We start from the raw sequence: 25,323 nt of genomic DNA, 5'->3' as shown, positions 1-25,323 counted from the left end.
CGGTATGTTTCGGTGGTCAAATCGATGGTTGACTCGGGAACGACCACCGATGAGAACAAAAAAACCTAGGGAAAGATGGTCGGAGTGGCAGGATTCGAACCTGCGACCCCTGCGTCCCGAACGCAGTGAGCATCTTCTAACTTATTGATTTTTCTTGTGTGGTGGCCACTCCCGTCCCGTTTTGTTCACGGTCGTTTCACCCAATTCATTGCGATTTCGTTGCGGCATTTCCTGACGAGAACGGCGCTCGCTGAGATGTCGAGCCGGCGAGCTGCAATGTGACCTGACCAAGTTCAAAATCAGCATCTGATCGCAAGGAGAAGCAATCCTAGCGATTTCCGAGCGCCCCTAAACTCTGCCGCATGAACACTGGTTTTTACGTAACAAGCTCAGTTCTTTCAGAAGACCGACCCTGATGACGTCTCCGGAAAAGGTGATCTGGCGGCGCCCACGATCGGCACCGATTGCACCCGGCCATCGACCGGACCTGCCGCTCGCCAACTTCCTTGACTGCGTCGGTGACGAGTTACTCCACGACTGCTCCAAAGCGCCACCCTCGGGCTTGTCTGGGTAGCCAGCTAAAACAGTAAGCCAAGTCTTTTCACTACTCATGCATTTCATTGCTGGCGCGGGAGGGATCCGACCGCCGAATGACGAAAACAAGATACGTCGGCGTCGCCAGCTCTATGCTGTGGCTGGTCCACCGTAAAAATCTTGGTCCGTTTTCTGACAGCGACGTAAGGTCATGTCAGGATCGCCACACTGCGCGTCGGGCTCAGATTTTTCAAAGCACAGTTTGCCGCTTACTGCGCGCTTGCGGCGTTGGCACGACCATTGCTCCAGCAAAGATCAGCTTCAAAGATACAGAGGAAAACGGTCATGCTCTTCTTCCCTAGTTCGCGCGTCCTACACCGAACAGCGATCCGCGCGTTTACTTGACCGGGCGCAATACTAGACATACGGATCCGCAATTGTCGGATCGCAAATGCATTTACCGCCGCGGTACTTGCCTTAGGTTCATTCGCCCATGAAATCCGCGATTGTGTTCGACTGGAATGGCACGCTGCTCGATGATGCCAATGCGGTGCTTCAAACCATCAATGCAATTTTGAGCCGCTTCGGTCGCGCAGCCGTAGATATGCGCAGGCTTCGAGAGGAATTCGAACTCCCTCTTTCGGTTCTCTTCCGCAACCTAGACATGTCGAAGGATGAAATCGACGTCGTGGAGAGAAATAACAGCGCCATTTTTCATGACACTTACGAATTCTTGGCGCGCAACGCTGCCTTACGCAAAGGGGCACGAAATGTTTTGCTCGCCGCTGATCACAGAGCCGTTCACACCATTATTGTCAGCAATCACATTGTTGAACCAATTCGCGCACAAGTGCGAAGACTTGGAATCAAGACTCACGTCACGGACATTTTGGCATTTGAGAACCGCGCAACCCAGTTTAAGAGCGTGAACAAGGAAGAACGTCTGCGCTTGTATATGCAGGCCAATGATATACCTCCACAAAGAACCGTCATCGTGGGTGACATGCCAGTTGAGACGGAGATTGCCCGCAATCTCGGTCTTATCAACGTATCAATAATGGGGGGATTCGTTTCCGAAGCACGCTTGCGCGCCGCGGGGCCTGATTACATGATTCATGACCATCACGAATTATTACCCATTTTGCAGAAGCATTGCATTCTTCCGATCGGATGAGTCACCACAAGAGCATAACAGAAGAATCTGCCGGTTGGCGCGCTCTTGCTGTCCGCTTGGTCTTCACACCATTCGACGAGAGTGGTCGGCGATCAAGTTCTTTCGTCACACGGGCGAACTATCAGTCAGTTCAGTCCGAAAGCTTGCGCCAAATATCGCGATCCGTTCGGCGCCCATGTGAGTCTACACGGTCGGTCTGAGTCCGTCACATGGCACGATGCTTGCTGGAATCATTCGCTACCGAGAGGCGAGGAAGACACTGCGAGGGGCTTGGAAAAACAACATGAGCAGAACGGCTGTGATCGGTGACGTCATTTCAGGCACCGATGTTGTGAAGCGTGCAGCGCGCATCGGTGCCGAAGTCAAAAATATCAAGCTATCGGGCGATCTACCGGACCACACGATCGACGCTATTAACAGCTTGTTGCTCGAGCACAAGGTGATCTTCTTCCGCAATCAAGGACATCTCAATGACGCCGAGCATGAGCGCTTTGCCGCTCGCCTTGGAAAGCTAGTTCCCCATCCGATGCTCGGTCCTACCAAGGGGATGGCGTCGCTCCTCGAACTGGACTCCAGTCGCGGCGGCGGTCGCGCCGATGTTTGGCATGCGGATGGGACCTTCGCCGAAGCCTATCCCAAAACTTTGGTCCTACGAGCCGTTGTAATGCCAACGTTCGGAGGCGACACCGTGTGGTCGAACACAGCGGCTGCTTATCTTGATCTACCGGCACCGCTACAGCGGCTTGCAGAGGAACTATGGGCCGTTCACAGCAACGTTTTCGATTACGCCGGAATCGCGCGCGTCCGCGAGGTCGACAAGAGACACTTTGACGAGGTGTTCACCAGAACGGTTTTTGAGACCGAGCATCCCGTCGTGCGCGTCCACCCCGAAACAGGCGAGCGGGCGCTGGTGCTCGGCGCCTTGGTGAAGCACTTTATTGGGGTCCCAAAGTACGACGGACAAAAGCTGTTCGATCTGTTCCAGTCTCACGTCACCGCGCCCGAAAACACTGTGCGCTGGAACTGGCTAGAGGGCGATATCGCGATATGGGACAATCGCGCAACACAGCATTACGCAGTCAACGATTACGGTGACCAGCATCGCGTCGTACGTCGGGCCACGATCGATGGTGACGTGCCCATCAGCGTAGATGGCCGGAGCAGTGTAACGCGCCTGAAGGTAACCGAATAGCGGCCCATCGACGCCCAGCGCCCTCGCATTGAGAACAGATAAACCTGGTTTGCCGGCGTTGCTTCGGGCAGAGGTGGAAACACGCATTCCCACACGATATGTCAGCTGTTGGGCCAAACTCGGCGGCGCCTAGGTTTATGCATCGCATTAAGCGTCGCGCGACAGCTTCGAGAAACCTTAGGCATCACTGTCTTGCGCCGGCGACCGGTGCGTCGCCTCGACGTTTCAGTTTAGAAAACCCTCGATCGGTGGCCATAAAGCGCGCTAACATGGGAGCGATAAGCTTAGTCGGTTCGACGACTTGACCACCTTGAAGCGAAAGGGCCTCTGCATATGCAATGAGATCACGATGCACGGCCGCCGGCAGCTCCGTACTCACTTTGACCGGCTTGTCGTCTGGAAGCTCTCCTATTTTGAGTTTTGGCATGTTGTCACCCTCTATACGGCGTAACTATGAGGTCACGATTGACAAGGACACGAACCGGGAAACCAGGCCGCACGGTCAAAGTGGGCTGGATATTGAGACTGCGTCGAACCACCTGCTGTCCGGTTTGGTTTAGTGAGTCGGAGGCGCCGTGTCGCAACGCCTGGATGATGGCGCTGTCGTTGCTATTGGTGTCCGAACCAGCCCCTAGTTCGGTCCCGACCGCCAGAAACGTCGATAGTGCCGCAGCCTTGAATAGCTCTGCCCAGTGATTGTCGACTTGGTCTTCCAGACCCGCATACCCAGCGCTATCAGCGCCAGGCTGCCGCTCGAGAACGATAGAATGTCCATTCGGCATAATCAGCCGCGTCCAGACCAGTAGGACACGGGACTGGCCGAAAGTAACCTGACTATCGTATGTGCCGATCAGACGCGCTCCCTGAGGCACAAGCAGAAAGCGGCCGGTCGGCGTGTCAAAAACATTCTCGGTGACCTGCGCGGTAATTTGGCCCGGCAGGTCCGATCGGATCCCGGTAATCAGGGCTGCCGGAATGACCGTCCCAGCCTGCACGACATATGGTGAAGCCGGCTTGGTGATGCGGTCGGGGCTGACCGTGCGACGGTCCACAGAAGCATTCACGAAGGCAAGCTTTCGGTCTTGACCGTTCTGCGCCAATCCGTCGTCGCCAGTGCTCGATAAGTTCGGCGACGCGACGCGGTCGCCTTCAACAGCCGCAGCGGCAGGCGGACGTCCTTCTCCTCCCTTGGTCGGAGCGAACAAATGGCTAATGCGGGCTGCCTCGGTCTCCTGGTCTCGGCGCTGCTGTTCCGCATCAGCCCCGATCGCCGGCGAGTGGCCTTGGGCAGCAAGGATTGGCCGACCGAGGTCGCCAGGGAGTGGCGGACCAAGCTGCGGTATTGGCTGGCGCGGAACGCCAGCATAATCCTTCGGCAGCGTCGTAAGGCCATCGGCAACATTGTGATGGTCAGTGCTGTAGAGTTCATCGGCCGCCTGGTTTCGGGCACGATTGTTCTGCAGCGACCACAGGACTGCTCCACCAATGACAAAGAGGGCAAGCGCGCTCCCTCCGGCCAGGACTTTTCGCGACAACCGTGTCACGCGCGGATGCTCCGCTCTCAGTCGGAAGCTTTTGGACTGCTCCTCTTGTGTCTCCGGCGGATCTGCTTGCTCGTGATCGTTTCCACTCTGGCTGATCATGACGACGGCCTCCCGTCGGTCCTGACAATCCTGACCTTTTGCTGGCGCTCACTGCCGAGCCTCAGCTCAGCTGCTCCAAACAGCCGATCGACGATTAACACGTTACCGTAGGCGCGATAGTTGACGAGCTCGGTCTTCCCGTCAGGGCCGATGACAAAGAGCGGTGGCATCTCTCCCTGGACGATACCTTTAGGGAATTCGACGTAGACCTTGCGGCCATCGTCGTATGCGGCGAGCGGCCGCCAGGGTGGACGGTCCCCTTCAATGGCATAGCGGGAGATACGCTGCCCTGGATCCGGAAGAGGGGGTCTCAGAGCGACTGAACGGGATCGTTCGCGCGCTGTTTCAGGATAGTACCAGGCAACAGACGGCATATATGGCCGCTCGCGGGAGCGGAGCTCAATCAGGTAGGTGCGCCGGTCGGTATTGACAATGAGGTTAGTCTCGATCGATGCGCGGGTCGGCTTGACCAGGATATGGACGCGTCGCGTATCGCCGCTCCCGCTCTCAGTATCGCCTACGACCCAGCGTACGGTATCTCCGGCCGCGATGGGCCCTGATCCCGTCAGTTGCTCTCCCTCCTCGAGCGCGACGTCCGTGATCTGCCCCGGCGCGGCATAGATCTGATAGAGCGCCCCGGGACTGTAGGCGTAGATCTGCGCTGCGTTGAAATATCCCCGCTTCCGCGGTTCGACCCGGGCTGCGCTGTTTGCCGTCTCAACCCGGCTCACAGGGTCGGGCTCTTCCTTCCCTCCTGACTTGCCGCCGAGAGCCGGCTTCCAGAGCGGTGGAACGTGAAGCGGTCGCGACTTGTCATCCAGAGGCGCTGGCGGCGCCGGCGGCGGCGGGATTTCCGCGTCATAGCTGATCTGTGGCGGGATGTAGGTCGCGCACCCACCGAGCGCCGACGAACAAAGCAGAAGAGCGGATAGAAATGCTCGCTTCGATGTCACAAGCTCGGACCAAGTCGAATTGCACCTACTGTACACGATAGGACGCTTCGAATAAACGTAAGACGGGGTCTTGGTCACTGACTCAACTCCTTTGACCAGTTGATGGCGCGGACATAGACGCCAAGGGGATTCTTGCGCAGGCGTTCGGCATCGCGCGGCATCTCGATCACGACGGTGAGAATTGCGGTCCAACGCTCGGTCGAACTCAGCGAGCCATTATCGTAGGTGCGCTGGATCCATGCGACCCGAAAGCTTTCTGAAGACGCGCGAATGACGCTCGACACGTCGACGGAGATTTGCGCCTTACCCAGTTTGGCAAAAGGGTCATTGTTGCGCGCGTAGTCGTTGAGCGCAGCGGCGCCGCGATCGGTCGCAAAATCGTATGCCCGGAGCCAGTTTTGGCGCAGAACGATGCCGTCGGCCGGAAGGCCCCTGACATCCTCGATAAAGCGCGCCAGATGGTAGGCGATCTGTGCATCAGTGGGTTGATAGTCGATGTTGGCCGGCGCGACCCTTTGGGCCTGGCCAAGATGGTCGACTTCGACCACCCAGGGCGTGATCGAGCCTTGATTCGACTGCCGGACAAGCCCACCAGCGAGACCGGCTGACAACATCAAGCAGCCGAATGCCATAAGGCGCCAGTTCTTGGCTTGCACGCGCGCTGATCCAATGCGTTCGTCCCAAACTTGAGCTGCTTTCTGATACGGCGTGACCGGTGCGGGCATGCGCCCGTAATGAACGGAAGTTCGTTTGAACATCGATGGTTGCCCCTGGTATCGAGTGATCGGTTTCAAGTCGGGCGATGGAAGGGTTGAGGTGCTGCTGTGCGGCGTAGGTACAGTGGTGCGTCTCAGCGCTCTCCTTCGGACAAATCGACGGAGGAGCCGCTGCCACCGTGATCGCCCGAGCGGACCGCGTGGCCGGCAGCCGAAGCACCATGCCGAATAGTCTCGGCACGCTTCATCCGGCGCGCCCAATCAGGCCGCCCCTCGGCCGAGGTGCTCGCCGCCCGTTCGCCCGCTTGCTCACCTCCGACGGCAGCCGCTGCGCGACGCAAAGGACTCATGGCAGCCGAAGCGCCAGCCTCCGCGACGCCGGCAAGGCCGCCGCTTCGATAGGCGGCTGACGCTCCGCTTAGGACAGCGCCGCCACCGCGCGCGGCGCCTGCAATCGCGCCACTAGCGAGACCAGCACCGGCCGCTACACCAGCACCTGCCGCAACAAGCCCGCCAGCAGCCAAACCCGATCCAATCGCCGCACCGGCGCCGAGCTGCGGTCCCCCAGATACCAGGCCGTTTGCAATACCCGGACCGAAGATGCCGAGGCCCAGCAGGGAGAGCGCCGCGAGCACTAGCGTCATTGCGTCTTCAATGGTCGGCTGAGCGCCTCGGAAACCAGAGGTGAACTGCGAGAACAGGGTCGAACCGATGCCCACGATGACAGCTAGGACCAGAACCTTTATCCCCGAAGATATTACATTGCCCAGGACCCGCTCAGCGGCAAAGGCGGTCTTGCCAAACAGACCAAATGGAATGAGCACGAAGCCGGCCAGCGTCGTAAGCTTGAACTCGATCAGAGTGACGAAAAGTTGGATCGCCAAAATGAAGAAGGCGAGCAGCACCACGACCCATGCGAATAAGAGAACGACGATCTGAACGAAATTCTCGAAAAAGCTGATGTAACCCATCAGGTTCGAGATCGAATCGAGCAGCGGTCGGCCGGCATCGAGTCCGACTTGGGCGATCTTTCCCGGCCTCAGGAAATCGGATGCGGATAGGCTTGCACCCGACGCTTTCAGCCCAAGTCCGGCAAAGCTCTCGAAAACGATGCGCGCCAGGTTGTTCCAGTTGCCGATGAGGTAGGCAAAGACGCCCACGAAGAGGGTCTTCTTGACGAGCCGCGCGATGATGTCCTCGTCAGTTCCCCAACTCCAGAACAACGCAGCGAGAGTGATGTCGATCGCGGCGAGTGTCGTCGCGAGATATCCAACGTCACTGCCCAGCAACCCGAATCCGTTATCGATATAACGCGTAAACGTTTCCAAGAACTGGTCGATGATCCCGGTACCCATCATGGCTTGCTCGCCTCGGGTGTCGCCGGTTGCGGATATGCTTGCGGGATCCGGCTCTGATCCTTTGGGGCGGGCGCCAGCCCTGCGAAGGAATCATTCTGGCCAGGGTCTGCTGGGCCGATTCTTTTGCCAAAGAAGCGACGCCGGTTTTCGTCCCAAATCTGCTTGCAATGCCGATAACCCACTGTGTCCTCTGGAGTGACACCGCGGCAGCGTGCGAGCTCGGAGCTGGCTGCATCGGTCCCTTGCTCCGCCTTCGGTGCCGACCGAGACTCGTCTGGTCCGCGCAGCTGAATCGTGCAGGCAGCGACGGCCACTAGGCCGATTGTCGTAAGCAGCGAAAGCGCCTTGAATGCCTTTACGTCGGTCATCAGTGGAACATCTGTACATTGGAGGATTGATAGCCCTGTCCTGGTGTTAGGAAGCGCTTGAGCTGCTCTCGACCCTGATCCTGGGCCGCGGCGCGCTGCGCCGCTTCGAGGCTCTGCGCCCTGCCCTGCGCCGCCGTGGCCGCCGTGAGATCGGCAAGTTGTTGCGCTTGAAGCGCGAGGATCTGATTGCCAGCCTGCGTTGCCTGCAGCGCGCCGGCGGCCCCCTGGCTTGACGTCACGAGCGCGGATGTCTGGATGCGATTGGTGTCGAGGTTACCAACGATGCCGGCTTGGACGCGAAGCGCGTCTTGCGTCGCGGCATAGGAATTTTGCCATCGCGCTTGAGCGTTGGCGACCAGCAACTGGTTCGACTGGTTGCTGGTGGCTGGCGCGTAGCTGGTCGAGAAGGCACGATCGATTTCCTGGACGTCGTAGGCGATGCGCTGAGCCTGCGCCAGCAACTGTTGGGTCCGCTGAATCGAGGATAGAAATTGCTGCAGCGACGAATACGGAAGGTTCGCCAGATTCTTCGCCTGATTGATCAGCATCTGCGCCTCGTTCTGCAACGAGGTGATCTGGTTGTTGATCTGCTGAAGCTCGCGCGCAGCGGTCAGGACATTCTGAACGTAGTTGTTGGGATCGAAAACGATCAGCGCCCGTGCGGGGATCGCAACGCCAAGCGCCAGCGCAGTGACGCCGGCTGCGGCCAATAGGGCAAGACGCCTCATGGCGATTTCTCCAGATTGACGAGATTGGGAATTAGATCTATGGCCCAGGCGACGCCACGGTGCTGGAGCCAGGCCGGCACGAAGCCGTCAGGTCCATGTTCGGCGAAGAGCTGCGCGATGGCAGCTTGGTCTGTCTTGGAAGAGGCCGCGGTGAATGCGAGCGCAACCTCACCAAGCCCGAGTTCGAACATCCGGTTGCCGCGACGGGACTGGCAGTAATAGTCGCGTTTTGGCGTTGCCCGACTCAATAACTCGATCTGGCGGTCATTGAGGCCGAAGCGGCGGTAGATGGCGGTGATTTGCGGTTCGATCGCCCGTTCGTTCGGCAGCAATAAGCGAGTTGGGCAGCTTTCGATGATCGCCGGCGCGATCGCTGAGCCGTCGACATCCGAGAGCGACTGGGTAGCGAAGATGACGGAGGCATTCTTTTTCCGAAGCGTTTTCAGCCACTCCCGGAGCTGCCCCGCGAAATCCTCATCATCGAGGGCAAGCCAACCCTCATCGACCATAAGGAGCGTCGGCCGACCATCGAGACGGTCCCCAATACGATGGAAGAGGTAAGCCAGCACGGCCGGCGCAGCACTCGTTCCGATCAAGCCTTCGGTCTCAAATGCCTGGACCGACGCTTCGCCAAGGCGCTCGAATTCGGCATCGAGCAGGCGCCCCGAGGGACCACCCACGCAATAGGGTTGCAGTGCACGTTTCAGGGAGTTGGATTGGAGGAGGACTGACAGGCCGGTCAGGGTGCGTTCCTGCATCGGCGCCGAGGCGAGAGATGTCAGCGCCGACCACAGATGATCCTTGACCTCCGGGGTGATCTCGATTTTTTCCCGTGCCAGGATCGCGCAGATCCATTCGGTGGCCCATCCGCGCTCTGAGGGATCATCGATCCAAGCCAGCGGCTGCAGCGCGACGGGCCGATCACTTCCGTCAGACAAAGCACCGCCCAAATCATGCCAGTCGCCGCCCATGCCGAGCGCGGCCGCCCTGATCGAACCACCGAAATCGAACGCAAAGATCTGGGAGTTCGGGTAGCGGCGGAATTGCAGTGCCATCAGAGCGAGCAGTACCGACTTGCCGGCCCCCGTCGGTCCGACCACAAGGGTATGGCCGACGTCGCCGACGTGGAGGGAAAATCGGAACGGGGTCGATCCCTCGGTCTTGCCGAACAGGAGGGGCGGCCCCTTGAAGTGCAGATCCCTCGCCTCGCCGGCCCATGTGGCGGAAATCGGAATCATATGGGCGAGGTTGAGGGTCGAAACCGGCGGCTGACGCACGTTGGCGTAGACGTGCCCGGGCAGACTGCCGAGCCAGGCTTCGACGGCGTTCACCGTCTCGATCATGCAGGTGAAATCGCGGCCCTGAACGACCTTCTCGACTAGCCGTAGCTTTTCATCGGCAGCACTAGGATCCCGGTCCCAGACGGTGATGGTCGCCGTGACAAAGGCTTGTCCGATCTGATCGGACCCCAGTTCCTGCAACGCTGCGTCAGCATCGAGCGCCTTGTTGTGGGCGTCGGTATCGAGCAGCGTCGACGCCTCGTTGGTCATGACCTCCTTGAGAATGGCGCCAATTGACTTTCGCTTGGCGAACCACTGCCGCCGAATCTTGGTCAGCAGCTTGGTGGCGTCTGTCTTGTCGAGCATGATCGCCCGGGTCGACCAACGATAAGAGAATGGCAGGCGATTCAGGTCGTCTAGGATTCCCGGAGTCGTGGCGCCCGGAAAGCCGACAATTGTTAGGACCCGAAGATTGGCTGAGCCCAACATCGGCTCTAGCCCGCCGGTCAACGGCTGGTCGGCCAAGAGCGCATCGATGTACATGGGAATTTCGGGCACTCGAACCCGATGACGTTTGGTCGAGATCGTCGAGTGCAGATAGGTCAGCGTGTATTGATCATCGAGCCAGGCGCATTCGGGCATAAATCCTTCAGCGAGTTGAAGCACGCGGTCGGTTTGATCGATAAAACCACGGAGTACTTCGTGAGCAGCGGCCCCAAAAGCGCGGTCGCGACCCTCGTAAAGCAGTCGTTCTGCCTTGGCGGCTCCTTCCTCGGGGGGCAGATAGAGAAAGGTGAGGAAATAACTGGACTCATAGTGGGCGCCCGCCTCTTCGAACTGAGCTCTGCGCTCGGCGTCGACCAGTGCGGATGCGACATCCGGAAATGTACTCGGAGGATAGGCCCCGGCAAAATGGCGCTGTGCCTCGACGAATACGGCCCAACCTGATCCGAGGCGGCGCAGGGCGTTGTTCAGACGACCGGCGACGGCGACAAGCTCAGCCGGGACCGCGCTGTCGAGGTCGGGGCCACGGAATTTCGCTGTCCGTTGAAACGAACCGTCCTTGTTCAGGATGATTCCCTCGTCGACTATGGCGGCCCACGGCAAGAAGTCCGCAAGACGCGCGTTGGAATGGCGGTATTCGGCAAGGTTCATCATGGTAGAGAGCTCAGGCGTTGAGGTGGCCGGGAATGCGAAGATGTCGGCGCACGACGTCGACAAACGCAGGATCGCGCTTGGCTGCCCAGACGGCGGCCATGTGGCCGATGAACCACAGGACAAGGCCCGCGATCCAGAGCCGAAGCCCGAGCCCCAAGGCTGCAGCAAGCGTACCGTTGACGATCGCGACCGACCGTGGCGCGCCGCCCATCAGGATTGGCTCAGTGAGCGCGCGATGAACGAGCACGACAAAGCCTGTGACTGGTTCATCCATCAGATCACCACGCCGCCGCCGAAGGAGAAGAACGAAAGGAAGAAACTCGAGGCGGCAAACGCGATCGACAGACCGAACACGATCTGGATCAGCCTGCGGAAACCACCCGACGAGTCTCCGAACGCGAGCGTGAGCCCGGTTACGACGATGATGATGACGGCAATGATCTTGGCGACCGGCCCCTCGACCGACTGCAGGATCTGATTGAGTGGCTGCTCCCACGGCATGTTCGATCCGGCAGCCCAGGCCGGTGCCGACGCCAAAAGAAGCATCCCGGACATGGCCAGTGAAGCGGCATCTCGAGGAAAGCGAAATTGCGGACGCATGTCAGTCTCCTGTTGATGAAAGGTCGTAGTCGCCGGCGGGCCCTAGCCCGGTGACGAGAGCAAGCTCAACGAGGCGACGGTCAGCGCCGCGCCCCGCAAGCACAGCAACGAGGTTGATGGTCTCAGCGATCAGGGCGCGCGGAACCGTGATGACGGCTTCCTGGATGAGTTGCTCGAGCCGCCGCAGGGCACCGAGCGCAGTGCCCGCATGAATAGTGCCGATGCCGCCGGGGTGGCCGGTGCCCCAGGCCTTGAGCAGATCGAGTGCTTCAGCACCGCGAACTTCGCCGACTGGAATCCGGTCAGGACGCAGTCGCAGCGAGGAGCGAACGAGGTCCGATAACGTGGCCACGCCATCTTTGGTACGCAAAGCGACGAGATTGGGCGCTTTGCACTGAAGTTCGCGGGTATCTTCGATCAGCACGACCCGATCAGAAGTCTTTGCCACCTCGGCTAAGAGCGCATTCGTCAAAGTTGTCTTGCCGGTCGATGTCCCGCCGGCGACGAGGATGTTCTTGCGTGAGGCGACTGCGCTTTTCAGGATGTTGGCCTGTTCCGATGTCATGATCTCTTTGACGACGTAGTCATCCAGCGTAAACACGGCGACGGCGGGCTTGCGGATAGCAAAGGCCGGTGCTGCAACGACTGGGGGCACGAGCCCTTCGAAGCGTTCGCCGGTCTCAGGCAATTCGGCCGAGACCCGTGGCGCGCCGGCATGCACTTCGGCGCCTACATGGTGCGCAACCAGACGAACAATGCGCTCGCCATCCGCTGCGGACAGAGTTTCGCCTGTATCGGTCAGGCCATGCGACAAACGGTCGATCCACAGCCGCCCATCTGGGTTGAGCATTACCTCGATGATCGATTGATCCTCGAGGTATCCGGCGATCGCTGGGCCAAGAGCACTACGCAGCATTCGCGCACCGCGCGAATTCGCCTCCGATTGAAAGGAATGGATTGCCACCGTTGCCCTCCCCGAATGAGGGCGTCCACAGAGGGGCGCCCAGATGGGGACGATTAGAAAAGGCACCAACGGACTTAGCGCAACAAGCGCTTTCGGTGATCGAAGACTGGCGTAGAAAAAGAAAGATTGAGAGGCGATTTTTTTGACACCTACTCAATCGTATCGGTTCGCTGCGAGTTTGTGCTCACCACTCCGCATCGTCATCCGGGGGCAGGAGGATGGCCGAATTCTGGTACAAGCCAACTGACTCGGCAGGTTCGAAGGTGCTAGCCGACATCTCGAGACAGATTGAACCCACCCATGACGCAAAGGACCGAAACCAAGGCAGCGCGAACCAGAGAAACGTCGCGATCTGCAGCGCTACGTTGAAACCGAACGCTGCTTGATAGGCTTGGACGGGCCTATGGCCATCATTCGCAGACCATTGCTCCAGGATAAGACCTGTTGCGTATTGTGCTAGAAACGCCCAACCAAAGTGCAAGACGTTCAAGGCACCGTTGGCACGACCGGCAAGCTCTGGCGGAAAGTAATCCGCCACCACGGCGAAGCTGACCACAGTTGCCGTTCCTACAATTGCGACAACAGACCAGAGCAAGATAGATGGCAGAGACACTCGCAGGATCAAGGCACACTCGGCTGCGATAAATAGTACCGCAGCTATCGCCAATATTGTCTCCGCCCCGATTCCCCTTCGTTTGACGCAATGGACTGTCATACCGAACAACCAGGCACCAGCGCTAAGTACGATCGACATAATGAAGAGCTGTCTGACGAGACTTGCGCGATCAAACCCCTCTACGTCGGTCAGCCATGGCGATGCCCACAATCCCTGCAGAGACCAAGCCGATCCAATGCAAGTCGCCGACAACGGGGCCATTCGCCAAAAGCGCCGATCGCTGAAAACGGAGCTCAGGGTGGCGGAAGCTGTTGATGGGGCTACGCTTCGTTCAGGCACCACAAGATAGATGAGAATGGCCGTCGTACCGGTCGCGACTGCCAGAATCTCAAAGAGCTGCCGCCAGCCCATCGACGTCAGCAGGTGTTCGACGGGAGCCGTCGCGGTCACCGCTCCTAGCGAGCCCAGCATGATCATATAGCCGTTCAGTAAGGCAACTTGTTCCCTAGGGAACCAAAGGATGATCGACTTCAGTCCTGCGGTCAGTGCCGCCGCCACGCCAAGCCCGATCATTGCGCGCGCGATCAAAAGCGACAGGAAGCCAGTCGATACCGCAAACAGTCCGCCGCCGACGGCTGCGAGCAAGAGCAGAACGCTCTGGACGCGACGCGGACCAAAGTGGTCCAACAATATACCGACGGGGATCTGGGCCGCCGCCAGAACAAGAAAATAGATTGACGTAAGCAACCCGAGGTCGGCAGTCCCAAGCCCGGTGTCCGAGCTGAGATGGCTGGCGATCACGGCGTTGATCGTTCGAAACAGATACGAGAGATAGTACCCAGCTGCAAAAGGGAGAAAAACGCGCGCGATTCGACGCCATGCTGTTGAAATTTGCATGCTGGCCCCTTTGCTCTCAGCTCACCCGAGCCGATAGCGCGTCCAGCTTTTGTCAGTTCGGCTAACTCGCGGTGGTAGTAGGCTGGCGTAGAAAAAGAAGGAGCGGCGAAATGGTCTATCGACATAGGTTCAATCAGGCTCTTAGGCCGATTCCTGACGGCGGATATCTTCTGGAATCTCGCGCAGAAAGCTTTGCCCCTTTTGCATACGACGCCCGAGCGCCTCGACAAATCCTTCAAAGCGCTCCCTTCCCTTTGCTTGAGCGGCCGCTTGCGCATCGTTGGGCAACGGTGGCGTGATCGTCAGCCAAAAACGAATGAAGAGGGCCAAGGTCTCGGCTGTCAGACCAACGTCACGTTCCAGCCTCTGCATCTGACGGGAAAGCCGATCCAAACGGCGGGTAAATGCTGCTTCCCGCCTGTCCGCTCCATCCGGTGACAGAAACGAAGCGACGGCCGCTTCCACGATTGCAGACCGCGAAAGCTTTTTGCGATCGGCAAGATCAGAAATCTGTTTCAGAAGCTCGGGCGGGAAATAGACGTTCATCCGGTCGCGCATATCGCCTCAGAGCTCCATACCGTCATTCGGGTCCATAGCGACTTGACGCGCGACGCCACGCATCTGCATAAGTCGAGACTGGCGGACCGCATCCTCGTCGTCGTCAAGAACGGCAGCAAATTCCTCTGCCGGCGTCAGTTCGGTCGTTTCCTTGACGATCGCGACGTGATCGGGGAGTTCCGGCTCACGACGGAGCCCGCTGTTCGCCGTGTCTTTCTCGGTCTCCGCGGCCTTGTCAGTTGGACCTCCCGCCGGCTTTAGCGTTCGGAGCGCTGACCACCCGTCCGTTCGCGATGATCGGCTGGCCCTCGCCGGATCAGGCGGCAGTAGAAGCCGCTCGGCGAATCGCCGATCCTCGTAGTAGCGGACCTTCTTGGCCCGGATCGGCGGCGTGCCCGCCACCATGACGATCTCGTCCATCGACGGAAGCTGCATGACTTCGCCCGGGGTCAAAAGCGGCCTCGCCGTTTCCTGGCGCGAGACCATGAGGTGACCGAGCCAAGGATTCAACCTGTGCCCGGCGTAGTTCTTCATGGCCCGCATCTCGGTCGCCGTACCCAAGGCGTCGGACACACGTTTGGCCGTCCGCTCGTCGTTGGTCGCGAAGCTGACGCGGACGTGGCAGTTGTCTAGGATGGCGTTGTTAGGCCCATAGGCCTTCTCGATCTGATTGAGCGACTGCGCGATCAAGAAGCTCTTGATGCCGTACCCCGCCATGAAGGCGAGCGCGGACTCGAAAAAATCGAGCCGCCCCAGCGCTGGGAACTCGTCGAGCATCATCAGGACTCGATGCCGGCGGTCGCAGGCGTGCAGGTCCTCGGTTAGGCGACGACCAATCTGGTTCAGCACCAGACGAATCAACGGCTTGGTCCGTGAGATATCGGATGGCGGCACTACGAGATACAACGTTGTAGGGTGGCTATCCGCGATCAGATCGGCGATCCGCCAATCGCAACGGCAGGTCACCTGGGCCACCACTGGATCACGGTACAGCCCGAGGAACGACATCGCCGTGGATAGGACACCAGAACGTTCATTTTCCGACTTATTGAGGAGTTCGCGCGCGGTCGATGCGACCACGGGATGAGCGCCCTGCTCGCCGAGGTGCCGAGCAGTCATCATCGCCTTTAGAGTGGCTTCGATCGGCCGCTTCGGGTCGGAAAGAAAAGCTGCGACGCCGGCCAAGGTCTTGTCTGCCTCGGCATAGAGGACATGGAGTATGGCGCCGACCAGAAGCGAATGACTGGTCTTCTCCCAATGGTTCCGCTTGTCGAGCGAGCCTTCGGGGTCGACCAGGACGTCGGCGACGTTCTGGACGTCGCGAACCTCCCATTCCCCGCGCCGGACTTCGAGGAGCGGGTTGTAGGTCGAGGACCTTGGATTGGTGGGGTCGAACAACAGGACGCGGCCATGCCGCGAGCGAAAGCCCGCGGTCAGTTGCCAGTTCTCGCCCTTGATGTCGTGGACGATAGCCGAGCCCGCCCATGCCAGCAATGAGGGAACGACGAGGCCGACACCTTTGCCCGACCGGGTCGGTGCAAAACACAGTACGTGCTCCGGTCCGTCATGGCGGAGGTAGTCGCGGTCGAGTTTGCCAAGCACAACGCCATCCGGGCCGAGAAGACCGGCCGCTCGAACCTCGTCGGCATTAGCCCAGCGCGCCGAACCATAGGTTTCGACGTTCTTGGCTTCACGCGCGCGCCACACCGACATGCCGATCGCCACCGCGATCGAAACGACGGTCCCGGATGCTGCGATGAAGGCGCCCTCGACAAAGATTTGAGGCGCGTAGGCGTCGTAGACGAACCACCACCAGAAGAAGACCGGCGGGTAATAGATCTTGAAGCCTAATAGTTCGAACCAGGGTCGCCCAAGCTCCGGTTGCCAAGCGAGCCGCCAGGCCGTCCACTCGGTGGCTCCCCAGATGGCCAACAAAACGATCAGACCGACAACGATTACCTGTCCCCAGAGGATTTTGGTTCCGGACATCCCGAACGCCCTTCCGCAACTGAATTGGAGAGATTGCTAGAGGCCGAGGTCGCGCTTGCGGCCAAGGCCCCATTCGATGCCGCCGCCGTCCTTCACGACGCCGGTGACGTGCTGGCCGAGCCGCTTTTCGAGTTCACGTGACCAGGGCACGAGCGCGAAGCCGAGCCCATTATCGATCATGGCGAATCGTCCCGAGGTAAGTGTCAGCCGCTGGCGATACGTGCCGGCCACATGCTCCCCGGAAGCGGCGTTCACATGAGGCAAGCCGGTGTCGGCCGAGACCCTTGCGGCCACGTCCTCCAACTCGCGCCGGCGCAACGTATTAAGGAGATCGCGCTGCAGAATGATGCGTTGGCCCTGCCGCCGCGCCAGGCCCTCCTGGATCAGATGCTCGGTTCGGGCTTCCATGGCGTCACGGGTCTCGCGGCCGAATCCGCCCATGGCGAGCGGCATGGGCTCGCGTTCGACGAGCCGGTGGTCGAGCCAGGTCGCGCCCTTGGCGGTGACCTGCGCCCCAAGATCGATATCGGAACGGGGCGCGAGCACCAGGGTGGGACGCGGATCGCCGGCTTGACCGAAGCGTCGGACTTCGACGATGCCGCCGACCGGTGGCGCATGTTCGAAGGCCTCGAGCCCTCGAAAGCGCACGTGGTGAGCGCGTCCGTCTGTTCCATCGATCGTGGCGTAGGCCTCGCCGGTCAGTTGGTCGTGCAATCCACGATCGACCAGTCGTCCGATAATCTGGGATGTCGGCTGTCCGCCGTCGATGACGAAGTCGGCAACGCCGCGCGCTTCCCCGCGCTCGGTAAAGGCACGGTGCATGGTCTTGATGATATCGCCGCGCAGGCCGAGGTCGCGCAAGCTACGCTCGGCCTCGAGCCCTACCATCCATTCCCCAGGTGCGGCGGATGCGGCCAGGCCCATCTTCTCCAGGTGTTGAAGGCGAGCGACCATCAGGCGCCGGATCTCGGGGTCGGACTTGCCGGGCTTCTCTGGGCGAAGATCGATAGTGCCCGTCTCGTCTGCAGTCAGCCGGATCTCCCGATCGAGCCGCGTCCATCGTTCCGCCGTGACTTCCCTCTCCAGCGAATTGCGGATCTCATGCTCCGGTTTTGGCCCCAGTTCGATGGCGACCAGTTCCTCGGCGCGTGAACGCAGTCCCCTGCTGATGTAGTCGCGGGAGATCACCAGATCCGCCCCTTCCTCATCTACTCCCCGAACGAGAATATGAACGTGAGGGTTATCGGTATTCCAATGATCGACAGCCACCCAATCGAGCCGCGTGCCTAGATCGGTCTCCATCTGCGTGGCGAGATCGCGGGTAAAGGCGCGCAGGTCGTTCATGTCGCCGGCATCCTCCGGTGAGACGATGAATCTGAAATGATGCCGGTCGTCCTTGCACCGCTCTGCGAAAGCCGCGCTATCGGCGCGGTCGGTGCCCGCATCGAACATCTCGGCGCGCTCACCACCCCGAGTCACGCCGTCGCGCTTCAGATATGAGAGGTGGGCGGTCAGTGGTGCTGAACGGAAGGCGCGCCCTTTATGCCGAACCACGCGCGCCTTCACCACAGCGCGCCGCCTCGGGCTGAACAATCTGGCGCGGCTGAAGGCGAGGCGCCCGCGGCCAAACGTCGAGCGCCCATAGGCCGCCGAACGCCTGCCGGCCATAGCCTGCGCTGGGGTGTGCCCTGCTTTCTTCGCCGCCCGCAGCACCTGGTTGATGAAACTCTTCGGCTTCGGCGCGCGCGTGCTGCGAATGCGCCCAGGCCGAATACGCAGGTCGCTATCGGCTGCGGTCACAGGCGGCCCTCCAGCTGGGCGAAAGCGCCTACAGTGCCGAGATTGTCCTTGATTGCATTGTTAAAGATGCAAGGCGCGGCACGCGCCCCGACCGACCGGCACGCCAGAACCCAAGCCATGCCAATGGCTTGCGGTTCGACCGGCGAGCGCCTTTTATCTCGCCTTCCTAATCGGGCGTTCAAAGCCAACTCATTCCTACGCTTTTCTCCGACTCTTCGCACTTCAGCCATGACAGGGCTCCCTGCATCGACAACGGACAGACGTCACTACACCGCGCTTGCGATCCCATTCACCGGACGAGGTCCATGCGTTCCTTCGCGTTCAGCACTTGGACCGTCGCATGCTCTTCATCAGGTTGGTAAACAGGGCTATCCAAGCAGACCGACGCTCTCGTCCCCGAGCGGAGGGCGCACCAAGCCTGGACGGCTGTGGATGTATGCCCACGATCAACGGAGCTTGGCTGGACCTGAGCCGCCGGCTGCAGTTTATGTGTTCGCGTCCGACCGCAAGGCGGAGCGCCCGGCTGCGCGTCTGGCGCACTTCAAGGGCGTTCTGCACATCGACGGATACGCGGGATTCGGTCGGCTGACTGACGCCGGAAACGTCATCCTCGCCGCGTGTTGGGCGCACACCGGGCACAAGTTCTACGAAGTTGCGCAGTCCGAGGACATGCCCGTCTCGCACGAGGCCCTGCGGCGCATCGCTAGCCTCTATGCCCTCGAAGCGCAGCTGCGTGGTCAATCGCCGGCGCATCGGCTGGCGATGTGGCGCGCATTCGCCAAGCCGGTCGTTGACAGCCTTCGCTTCTAGCTGGAGGTGCAGCTTCCTCAACTGCCCGGCCGCGGCAATCTCGGAGAAGCGATCGGTTATGCACCGTCGCGCTGGGATGGATTGACCCGCTTCCTCCATGAGTACTGCATCGAACTTGACACGAATCCCGTCGACCGCGCGATTTGACCGGTGGCGTTCGGAGGCAAGAACAATCTCTTCGGCGAGAGCGATGGCGCTGGGGTATGATGGCGTTATAGAGATGACCCAGTCTTCCCGAAACGGGGAAGATATCAAGCTGCTCTGCGAGTCCATTGCGGCGCTTCGTGAGTTGCTTTCACGCACGCAAGACGCGACGGACGAGTCGTTTGACGACGGCCATTCGGTTGATATTTGGAAGAGCGAGGAACTCTGTGCCGCAATAGATCGGGCTGAAGCAGTGATCGCGAAGGCGGAAGCTGCCATGGCTGCGTGCCGCACAGAGTAGGAGTTCTCTGGCTCGGAGCGTTGCCACGTAAGGCCGTTAGGCACGTCAAGACCCGACGTCATGTGCGGCCCCTGGACGCATACCGTCGTGTTGCAACCAGTCCCTGCTCTCGGACTGTTTTCCTCGCTGAACCACGCGATCGCCTGCCATGCTGCACAGCTGATCATCGCGCTGTTCCCGAGTTCGACCGGGCGACAAACACGTCAGTGGCCGTGGGGACCATCTGCAAAACATCTCGCGACGAGATTGCAGTCGTTGCGCCGGTCGAGGACAGGAACGCCGGCTTCCGATCGCCCGCCTTGACTGGGTCAATTCGCCTGACGAACAGCGTCGCAGCTGCTGACGGCTGCTGGCTCGCGGCCCAAGTCGCGGGCAGTTCGATGCCGAGCAGATTTGCAAGCTTGGCCACGTATACTCGCGTTTCGTCTGACAAAGGACCGCCCGCGAGATGCCCGTCGTAGCAAGTTGGGCCCGCGTTGTACGCGGCGAACGCCTCGGGCGAACCATAGCGGTCAAGCAGTTCGGCGAGATACGCCGTGCCGGCTAGAATGTTGTTGCGCGGATCGTAGGGATCGCTTCCGAGATGATAGCGTTCGCGAAGTTCCGCCCAGGTCGCCGGCATAATCTGCATCAGGCCGATTGCGCCCTTTGGGGACTTCGCGTGTACGTCACCAGCGCTTTCGATGCTAATGACTGAACTGATCAAGTTCTCCGGAACCGCAAAGCGTTTTGACGCTTCGTAGACGAAAGCCGCAAACGGGTTGCTCGTCTGAGAGACCGCTCGAACCGCAGTCGATCCATTCTCGGTCTGACCAACACTATGCGACGCAGTCAAAATGAGCAGCAGTGGCACGACAGCCCAAACGCGGATCCCCGGTCGAACCAAAGATGCCATGTTCGCTTCCGTCCAGTGTAAAGCTGCTTCGCGGCGGCCGTTGGACCGCCCTGGACTCCCGCACCCATCGGCTTTGCGGAGATTGACCGGGAGGGAGGAATGGTCCGCCAATCGATCGATCAGAGGAATGGCGTGGCGCCGTGAACCCCGCAAGATCAGTCCTCCCATGTCCACACCGGGATGGCACGGCCGATCACGGCCGAGGCCGGAAGAAGCCCAAAATATCGACCGTCGAGGGAGTCGACCGACTGCCAATTCATGACAAACAGCTCGCCGTCTCTGACGACGCGGCAACCCTGCCATTTCGGCAGCGGCCGGCCGCGTCCGTCGCGATCCCGCGCCTCGCCCACTGCAATGTCGTCGACCGAAATTGCGGATCCGCTTCTGCAGACTGTCTGCCCGGGCAGAGCCAAGACTCGCTTAAGCATAGGGACGCCGAGCGGCAGATAGCCGTTGAAGTCGAGAAAGGTCGCAAGCGGTTCCGGCGGCTGAACGGCGACCAGCTCCGTGACAAAGAAGCGCTTCGCTGGTCGCAAGCCATAGAGACCGATCGGCACGCTTGCCGATGCATTCCAAATGTAGATCGGCAGCGGCTCCAGGGCGATCGTCGCGACGACAGCGGAAGCTACGGCAAACGTCGTGGTCAGCGTCCATAGACGGTCCGTCATCGCATCAGCCTTTGACGATGTAGCCAAGCCTGGTGGCGGCTCTTCGTGTAGGGACGTGGGTTTTCGTTGACGGACAGGCGATTGTGAACGTGATGCCAATGATCGGGCGCTACATCAGCCGGATCGATGCCCAGCGCATCGATCGCGTCGATCATCTGCAGCGCCCGTTCGACTTTAGGCCAGCCGGAGAGCCGCAGCAAAATCTCACCGCCGGGCTTTACATAGGGCACGGTCGAGCAGCGCTGTCCTGCTGCGACCGCGCGCAAGATGTCGATCCGCGAAATGACCGTGCCAAAGTCGTTGGAAGTCCAACGGACGAAGGCAAAGATGCCGCCGGCTGCGAATGACAGGATACGCCGGTGGCGATCAAGCTTCCGTTCCTTGACAATGCGACCGAAACGAACGCGGTTTTCAATACGCTTTTCGAGCCACAGCACTTCCACTTCGGTGAGATCGCTCATGCCGCCGCTCCTTGAATCTCGAACCGGGAATCGTATGCTTTCGGCTGGTTGAAGCGCGTCCGAAGGAGAGCAGAACTGGCCATCCGGCGCGGCGCAAGATCGCCAGGAAGCGTGCGAAACAGGTCGCGCGGCTCACGCTCGGAGCGGCCGTAGTGCGCTGGGGATTTGCTGACGGGCATGGCTTAGCGCCGCTCTTTACCCGCATAGGGAATTGGCGCGTGCCGCTTTGCGGGCAGTACGGTGCCGGCACCGGGATCGGAGGTCGATTTCTTTCTGCCCAGTTTGGCCCAGGCTGTCAGGTCGGCTACTGAGTAGACCACACGCCCGCCGATCTTGTGGTATTCGGGACCGGTTCCGTACGTTCGATGTTTTTCCAACGTGCGGCCGGACAAACTCAGAAAGCGCGCGGCTTCGGACGTGCGAAGGTACCGCGGCGGTTTATCCGTGTTCAGATCGGACATCTGAAAAGCTCCGTGATCGTCTGGAGCGCGAGCGAGGTTCGCCGCGCATCGACGGCCACAATCGCGGAGCAGCAGTGATTAAGGGGATGCCGAAGATGACGGGGTCATTTTCGATACCCTCACGGAAGACGTATTGGTTCTCGCGCTCGGACCGCAGAAGCTTGCGACGAGATGCACAATCCGCCTCGAAATGTCCGCGAGCAGATCGCATATCGCGACATCGCATAGCTATCCGGCGTCTCGACCAAGAAGCAGATCAGCGTCGAATTAACCAGAAAGAATTCCCGACATGCGGCGGGCGAAGGACCAGCTTGAGTCGATCAAGGTCTGCGTCCAAGACCGCAGCCGGATGACGATTAAGCAAATCGGCAACGAGTTCCGGGAGGCGAGGCGCAGTTTTGCATCGGACCACTTCAAGCTAGTCGAGCCGGAACGGGAGCATTGGAACGTTGGCCGAACCGTCTAATATGCGTCGGCCTACAGGAAGGATCTCGCCAAGGAGCTTGACGGTGTCGTCTGGCAGCTTGCGCAGCTCACTCGTGAAGGCCAGCGCGGCGTTGAGACAGACAGGACCGTGTTGCCTCCCAGCTGGAAATTCGGCAGCGGCGATATCTCCGGCGGCGGCCGTCGAGAATAGCGATTTTCGTCATCGGCCTGGCGATCCCCAAGATCTAGGCTCCGCGACAACGAGCCGGAGCCGGCATCGGAAGACAATGCGAAAGGCCGTGAGCAGCGCGATCGCTGGCTGAGGGAACGCAAGATGTTGCGGCGGTTTCGCAAGTCTCACAGTTCAAGGCCACGTTCTGCGAGCACATTGTGCATGACCTCGCGTTTGATCTCGCCGGCGACCTCGTTTCGGACCTGGGCGCCGAGCACGCGCTCGGCATCCGCATCGCCTAGCAGACCATGCTCGGCCAATCGCTGATCGAGCCGGCTCTCAAACTCCTCGCCCATGGCTTCGATCAACCGGTCTTGCATCGCTTCATATTGGTCCGGAGCGATGCGTTTCAGCACCGTCTCCCAGGGTTGCCAGCGGGCTGCCATGTAGTCGGTGAGCTGGTTCGCTTCCTGCTCCCGGACCAGGTCTAGCGCCCGCGCCGCATCGTCCTGGCTTACGTCAGAGACCGCCAGGAAGCTCATGTCGGGCGCGACGTGACTGAGCTCCAGCGGCTCGCGCAGCAGATGTTGGTAGGCCAGGTAGACTTCGACGTCGTCCACATTCGGATGGTCGCCGGCGAGCAGGTTGACCCTATCGCGCGCGATCTGGTCCAGCGCCTCCAAGCGGAACGCAATACGGCCGCGCTGAATCAGTTCGCCAAGCCGATCGTCATATACTCCCTCCTCGACGTCAGCGTTGAGGCGCGCAGTCTGCATGCCGTTCCAGTGCAAGGTAACACGATCGTCGCAAGTCTCGTTGGCCTCGGAAGCCTGTGCAAAAAACTGCTCGCGCAATCTCGGATTGGCTGCCGCCTGCCGCAGATCATCAGCCACTGCCTGCCGAAAGTCGTCATTGCCGTAGTTCACGTTCCCTCGCAGCCTCCCCAGGAACCGTGCGTAGTCCTGGGCGCCTGCTTCATCCGCAAAGTGCTGCCATTCGGCCAGCGTCGCCGGGTCGTCGGCGAGCCAGTGCGCGGCAGCCTCATACAAAGACCGCTGAGCAAGCTGCGGTGGCGTTCCGACCGCCGCCAGATTGGCGAGGACATCGTCCGGCAGTGGGTTATCCTCCAACTCGAGGGTCTCCAAATGCGGGTAATTGAGACTAAGATGCGGTACACGACTCTCGACGAGACCCTCAGGCAGGCTGGTCAGCTGGTTACCGCTAAGATTAAGCGATTCAAGCGTGCTCGGAAGGGTCGCTGGCAGGTTCGCCAATTGATTGCGACTGACATCGAGTTCAATGAGACCCCATGGGAGAGATTCGGAGAGCTCGGTCAGCTGATTTCCACTAACCGCGAGCGAGGTGAGACGGCTCGGGAGAGCGTCGGGCAGGCTACTGAGTCGGTTGTCGTTTGCATTCAGCATCTCGAGCCCAGCCGGAAGGTTGGCGGGCAGACTGGTCAAGCTGTTATCGGCCACCTCTAGCCAGGAGAGGGTTGCCGGAAGAGCGTCGGGCAAACCTGTCAACCGGTTATGGCTAATGAGAAGATGCTGGAGACCGGGTGGGAGCATAGCGGGCAGGCTGCTTAGCTCGTTGTGCCTGGCGTACAGTTCCTGCAACCTTGGCGGCAGGGCAGTGGGCAAAGCGGTCAGGGACAGGGAGGACAAATCTAGCGAATGCGAGCTCGTGTTGTCCGAAGCCCTAATTCGCATGCGCCCCTGTCGTCGGTTCTCGGCATCGCCCTGCCCCTCTTCGGCAACCCAGTTGTCCAGGATCCCCGCGCGCACGGAGGCGGGGGTCCGATACCCCGTCAAGACTTCGAACAAATTTGCCACGGCACGGTTGAAGCCGGCGAGGTAGCTTTCCTGCTCCCCTTCTTCAAAAGTGTCCGGATCTGAACGTGTGCTCCGCTGCGTCTGTCCTGTATCCATCAACTTTCTCCGCCTTTAGAAACTAAAGAGTACGCCTGCCACTTCGTAAGGCTCCGAAGCAGGTCGCTGCGCGCCAACGCAATAATTATTCGGGCGAGTGCCACGTGCGCTGCAGCGCCCACTCCCGGTCGAAGTGGTACAGCTTCACGCGAATCCCACAGCGGCCAATAGATCGAGTGCAGGATCCCTAACGTGGGAGCGTTCCGTCCTTGGCAGGCCTACCTGTCGATCACCTGACGAGTATTGCCGTAGGGGCGACCCGTTCGCTCAACCGTTGTCACCGCTGGTGATCGAAGCCTTGCGATGATGGCCGTTTGCTTAACGGCTGGTCATATGCAACGCCGAATTTGACGCTTGATGGCGATTTCGGGGTAAGGGCAATATGTGACTTTAAATCTGCGTCGGAAACGCCACGATTACAAATGACAGGAGGATCTGGCCGAGCGAGCGAGTTTATGCGCCCGTTACGACGGCAACATCAAACCGCGGCGATGTCTCAGCAAGCGTCGCCATGCTCGGACAATTT

The 25,323-nt window shown here is 60.1% G+C and carries 23 protein-coding genes, 1 tRNA gene and 1 pseudogene; 4 read left to right on the top strand and 21 right to left on the bottom strand.

The window, feature by feature from the left end; genetic code table 11:
* Positions 1-76 precede the first annotated feature (76 nt).
* Positions 77-179: transfer RNA gene (locus tag CO675_RS40345), tRNA-Ser, on the bottom strand.
* An 848-nt stretch (positions 180-1,027) separates the two neighbouring features.
* Here CO675_RS40345 and CO675_RS00655 point away from each other — a divergent pair.
* Together CO675_RS00655 and CO675_RS00650 are read left to right on the top strand one after the other, a co-directional pair.
* Positions 1,028-1,708, top strand: a complete 681-nt coding sequence (locus CO675_RS00655; protein WP_097670122.1) for an HAD family hydrolase — start codon at positions 1,028-1,030, stop codon at positions 1,706-1,708.
* Between the two features lie 283 nt (positions 1,709-1,991).
* Positions 1,992-2,900, top strand: a complete 909-nt coding sequence (locus CO675_RS00650; protein WP_026192417.1) for a TauD/TfdA dioxygenase family protein — start codon at positions 1,992-1,994, stop codon at positions 2,898-2,900.
* 184 nt (positions 2,901-3,084) lie between these two features.
* Here the strand turns inward: CO675_RS00650 and CO675_RS00645 are convergent, their stop codons facing one another.
* From CO675_RS00645 to CO675_RS00575, 15 genes are all read right to left on the bottom strand, one after another.
* Positions 3,085-3,327, bottom strand: coding sequence for a DUF2274 domain-containing protein (locus tag CO675_RS00645; protein WP_097670121.1), 243 nt, complete (start codon positions 3,325-3,327; stop codon positions 3,085-3,087).
* A gap of 4 nt (positions 3,328-3,331) precedes the next feature.
* The gene (locus CO675_RS00640; RefSeq protein WP_097670120.1) at positions 3,332-4,543 is read right to left on the bottom strand and encodes a TraB/TrbI/VirB10 family type IV secretion system protein; all 1,212 of its coding nucleotides are present in this window, start codon (positions 4,541-4,543) and stop codon (positions 3,332-3,334) included.
* Positions 4,540-5,574: a P-type conjugative transfer protein TrbG gene (gene trbG, locus CO675_RS00635; protein ID WP_198964450.1), complete on the bottom strand. Its 1,035-nt coding sequence runs from the start codon at positions 5,572-5,574 to the stop codon at positions 4,540-4,542. The genes CO675_RS00640 and trbG overlap by 4 nt, the downstream gene beginning before the upstream one ends.
* Complete coding sequence (trbF, locus tag CO675_RS00630) at positions 5,571-6,254, bottom strand: conjugal transfer protein TrbF (RefSeq protein ID WP_097670118.1); 684 nt, start codon at positions 6,252-6,254, stop codon at positions 5,571-5,573. Before trbF ends, trbG begins: the two co-directional genes overlap by 4 nt.
* A 92-nt stretch (positions 6,255-6,346) precedes the next feature.
* Positions 6,347-7,570, bottom strand: a complete 1,224-nt coding sequence (trbL, locus tag CO675_RS00625) for a P-type conjugative transfer protein TrbL (protein WP_097670117.1) — start codon at positions 7,568-7,570, stop codon at positions 6,347-6,349.
* The gene (gene trbK-alt, locus CO675_RS00620) at positions 7,567-7,938 is read right to left on the bottom strand and encodes a putative entry exclusion protein TrbK-alt (protein ID WP_097670116.1); all 372 of its coding nucleotides are present in this window, start codon (positions 7,936-7,938) and stop codon (positions 7,567-7,569) included. Before trbK-alt ends, trbL begins: the two co-directional genes overlap by 4 nt.
* Positions 7,938-8,666: a P-type conjugative transfer protein TrbJ gene (gene trbJ, locus CO675_RS00615; RefSeq protein WP_026192416.1), complete on the bottom strand. Its 729-nt coding sequence runs from the start codon at positions 8,664-8,666 to the stop codon at positions 7,938-7,940. Before trbJ ends, trbK-alt begins: the two co-directional genes overlap by 1 nt.
* Positions 8,663-11,104, bottom strand: coding sequence for a conjugal transfer protein TrbE (trbE, locus tag CO675_RS00610; RefSeq protein ID WP_097670115.1), 2,442 nt, complete (start codon positions 11,102-11,104; stop codon positions 8,663-8,665). The genes trbJ and trbE overlap by 4 nt, the downstream gene beginning before the upstream one ends.
* 10 nt (positions 11,105-11,114) lie before the next feature.
* Complete coding sequence (locus CO675_RS00605) at positions 11,115-11,378, bottom strand: VirB3 family type IV secretion system protein (protein ID WP_018270310.1); 264 nt, start codon at positions 11,376-11,378, stop codon at positions 11,115-11,117.
* A complete protein-coding gene (locus CO675_RS00600) occupies positions 11,378-11,650 on the bottom strand; it encodes a TrbC/VirB2 family type IV secretion system protein (RefSeq protein WP_240537001.1) in 273 nt (90 codons plus the stop codon). The genes CO675_RS00605 and CO675_RS00600 overlap by 1 nt, the downstream gene beginning before the upstream one ends.
* 55 nt (positions 11,651-11,705) lie before the next feature.
* On the bottom strand, positions 11,706-12,620 hold the full coding sequence (gene trbB, locus CO675_RS00595; RefSeq protein WP_198964477.1) for a P-type conjugative transfer ATPase TrbB: 915 nt from the start codon (positions 12,618-12,620) through the stop codon (positions 11,706-11,708).
* A 232-nt stretch (positions 12,621-12,852) separates the two neighbouring features.
* The gene (locus CO675_RS00590) at positions 12,853-14,181 is read right to left on the bottom strand and encodes an MFS transporter (protein ID WP_097670113.1); all 1,329 of its coding nucleotides are present in this window, start codon (positions 14,179-14,181) and stop codon (positions 12,853-12,855) included.
* A 141-nt stretch (positions 14,182-14,322) separates the two neighbouring features.
* The gene (locus CO675_RS00585; RefSeq protein ID WP_018270307.1) at positions 14,323-14,739 is read right to left on the bottom strand and encodes a CopG family transcriptional regulator; all 417 of its coding nucleotides are present in this window, start codon (positions 14,737-14,739) and stop codon (positions 14,323-14,325) included.
* A 6-nt stretch (positions 14,740-14,745) separates the two neighbouring features.
* Positions 14,746-16,728: a conjugal transfer protein TraG gene (locus CO675_RS00580; RefSeq protein WP_097670112.1), complete on the bottom strand. Its 1,983-nt coding sequence runs from the start codon at positions 16,726-16,728 to the stop codon at positions 14,746-14,748.
* 36 nt (positions 16,729-16,764) lie between these two features.
* Entirely contained in the window at positions 16,765-18,528 is a 1,764-nt protein-coding gene (locus CO675_RS00575) for a relaxase/mobilization nuclease domain-containing protein (protein WP_097670111.1), read from the bottom strand.
* 66 nt (positions 18,529-18,594) lie between these two features.
* On the opposite strand from CO675_RS00575, the pseudogene CO675_RS40340 reads away from it, so the two are divergent.
* Positions 18,595-19,485, top strand: a pseudogene (locus CO675_RS40340) (IS66 family transposase).
* A gap of 43 nt (positions 19,486-19,528) precedes the next feature.
* The gene (locus CO675_RS00565) at positions 19,529-19,783 is read left to right on the top strand and encodes a hypothetical protein (protein ID WP_018270301.1); all 255 of its coding nucleotides are present in this window, start codon (positions 19,529-19,531) and stop codon (positions 19,781-19,783) included.
* 163 nt (positions 19,784-19,946) lie between these two features.
* On the opposite strand, the gene CO675_RS00560 is transcribed toward CO675_RS00565, so the two are convergent.
* From CO675_RS00560 to nopM, 5 genes are all read right to left on the bottom strand, one after another.
* Positions 19,947-20,678, bottom strand: a complete 732-nt coding sequence (locus CO675_RS00560; RefSeq protein WP_245452576.1) for a lytic transglycosylase domain-containing protein — start codon at positions 20,676-20,678, stop codon at positions 19,947-19,949.
* Positions 20,679-20,833: 155 nt separating this feature from the next.
* A complete protein-coding gene (locus CO675_RS00555; protein WP_018270299.1) occupies positions 20,834-21,346 on the bottom strand; it encodes a S26 family signal peptidase in 513 nt (170 codons plus the stop codon).
* Positions 21,343-21,807 carry a DUF2840 domain-containing protein gene (locus CO675_RS00550; protein ID WP_018270298.1) on the bottom strand — a complete coding sequence of 155 codons (465 nt, stop codon included), beginning with the start codon at positions 21,805-21,807 and terminating at the stop codon, positions 21,343-21,345. The genes CO675_RS00555 and CO675_RS00550 overlap by 4 nt, the downstream gene beginning before the upstream one ends.
* A 182-nt stretch (positions 21,808-21,989) precedes the next feature.
* Positions 21,990-22,268 carry a helix-turn-helix transcriptional regulator gene (locus CO675_RS00545; RefSeq protein WP_075968518.1) on the bottom strand — a complete coding sequence of 93 codons (279 nt, stop codon included), beginning with the start codon at positions 22,266-22,268 and terminating at the stop codon, positions 21,990-21,992.
* A 783-nt stretch (positions 22,269-23,051) separates the two neighbouring features.
* Positions 23,052-24,797: a T3SS effector NEL-type E3 ubiquitin ligase NopM gene (nopM, locus tag CO675_RS00540; RefSeq protein ID WP_097670108.1), complete on the bottom strand. Its 1,746-nt coding sequence runs from the start codon at positions 24,795-24,797 to the stop codon at positions 23,052-23,054.
* Positions 24,798-25,323 lie beyond the last annotated feature (526 nt).

Origin of the sequence: Bradyrhizobium sp. C9 (assembly GCF_002532045.1) — a bacterium.
Classification (GTDB): domain Bacteria; phylum Pseudomonadota; class Alphaproteobacteria; order Rhizobiales; family Xanthobacteraceae; genus Bradyrhizobium.
Note: the sequence above shows the minus strand (reverse complement) of the source record. Positions and strands in the feature narration are given on the sequence as shown.

What these genes read in the sequence shown, in the direction of transcription:
- CO675_RS00560 (WP_245452576.1), bottom strand. Translation starts at nt 20,678, where the DNA reads ATGGCATCTTTGGTTCGACCGGGGATCCGCGTTTGGGCTGTCGTGCCA.
- nopM (WP_097670108.1), bottom strand. Translation starts at nt 24,797, where the DNA reads ATGGATACAGGACAGACGCAGCGGAGCACACGTTCAGATCCGGACACT.
- trbL (WP_097670117.1), bottom strand. Translation starts at nt 7,570, where the DNA reads ATGATGGGTACCGGGATCATCGACCAGTTCTTGGAAACGTTTACGCGT.
- CO675_RS00565 (WP_018270301.1), top strand. Translation starts at nt 19,529, where the DNA reads ATGGCGCTGGGGTATGATGGCGTTATAGAGATGACCCAGTCTTCCCGA.
- CO675_RS00555 (WP_018270299.1), bottom strand. Translation starts at nt 21,346, where the DNA reads ATGACGGACCGTCTATGGACGCTGACCACGACGTTTGCCGTAGCTTCC.
- CO675_RS00590 (WP_097670113.1), bottom strand. Translation starts at nt 14,181, where the DNA reads ATGCAAATTTCAACAGCATGGCGTCGAATCGCGCGCGTTTTTCTCCCT.
- CO675_RS00650 (WP_026192417.1), top strand. Translation starts at nt 1,992, where the DNA reads ATGAGCAGAACGGCTGTGATCGGTGACGTCATTTCAGGCACCGATGTT.
- trbK-alt (WP_097670116.1), bottom strand. Translation starts at nt 7,938, where the DNA reads ATGACCGACGTAAAGGCATTCAAGGCGCTTTCGCTGCTTACGACAATC.
- CO675_RS00645 (WP_097670121.1), bottom strand. Translation starts at nt 3,327, where the DNA reads ATGCCAAAACTCAAAATAGGAGAGCTTCCAGACGACAAGCCGGTCAAA.
- CO675_RS00640 (WP_097670120.1), bottom strand. Translation starts at nt 4,543, where the DNA reads ATGATCAGCCAGAGTGGAAACGATCACGAGCAAGCAGATCCGCCGGAG.
- CO675_RS00585 (WP_018270307.1), bottom strand. Translation starts at nt 14,739, where the DNA reads ATGCGCGACCGGATGAACGTCTATTTCCCGCCCGAGCTTCTGAAACAG.
- CO675_RS00600 (WP_240537001.1), bottom strand. Translation starts at nt 11,650, where the DNA reads ATGCTTCTTTTGGCGTCGGCACCGGCCTGGGCTGCCGGATCGAACATG.
- trbE (WP_097670115.1), bottom strand. Translation starts at nt 11,104, where the DNA reads ATGATGAACCTTGCCGAATACCGCCATTCCAACGCGCGTCTTGCGGAC.
- trbJ (WP_026192416.1), bottom strand. Translation starts at nt 8,666, where the DNA reads ATGAGGCGTCTTGCCCTATTGGCCGCAGCCGGCGTCACTGCGCTGGCG.
- trbB (WP_198964477.1), bottom strand. Translation starts at nt 12,620, where the DNA reads ATGCTGCGTAGTGCTCTTGGCCCAGCGATCGCCGGATACCTCGAGGAT.
- CO675_RS00655 (WP_097670122.1), top strand. Translation starts at nt 1,028, where the DNA reads ATGAAATCCGCGATTGTGTTCGACTGGAATGGCACGCTGCTCGATGAT.
- CO675_RS00545 (WP_075968518.1), bottom strand. Translation starts at nt 22,268, where the DNA reads ATGTCCGATCTGAACACGGATAAACCGCCGCGGTACCTTCGCACGTCC.
- CO675_RS00550 (WP_018270298.1), bottom strand. Translation starts at nt 21,807, where the DNA reads ATGAGCGATCTCACCGAAGTGGAAGTGCTGTGGCTCGAAAAGCGTATT.
- CO675_RS00605 (WP_018270310.1), bottom strand. Translation starts at nt 11,378, where the DNA reads ATGGATGAACCAGTCACAGGCTTTGTCGTGCTCGTTCATCGCGCGCTC.
- trbF (WP_097670118.1), bottom strand. Translation starts at nt 6,254, where the DNA reads ATGTTCAAACGAACTTCCGTTCATTACGGGCGCATGCCCGCACCGGTC.
- CO675_RS00580 (WP_097670112.1), bottom strand. Translation starts at nt 16,728, where the DNA reads ATGTCCGGAACCAAAATCCTCTGGGGACAGGTAATCGTTGTCGGTCTG.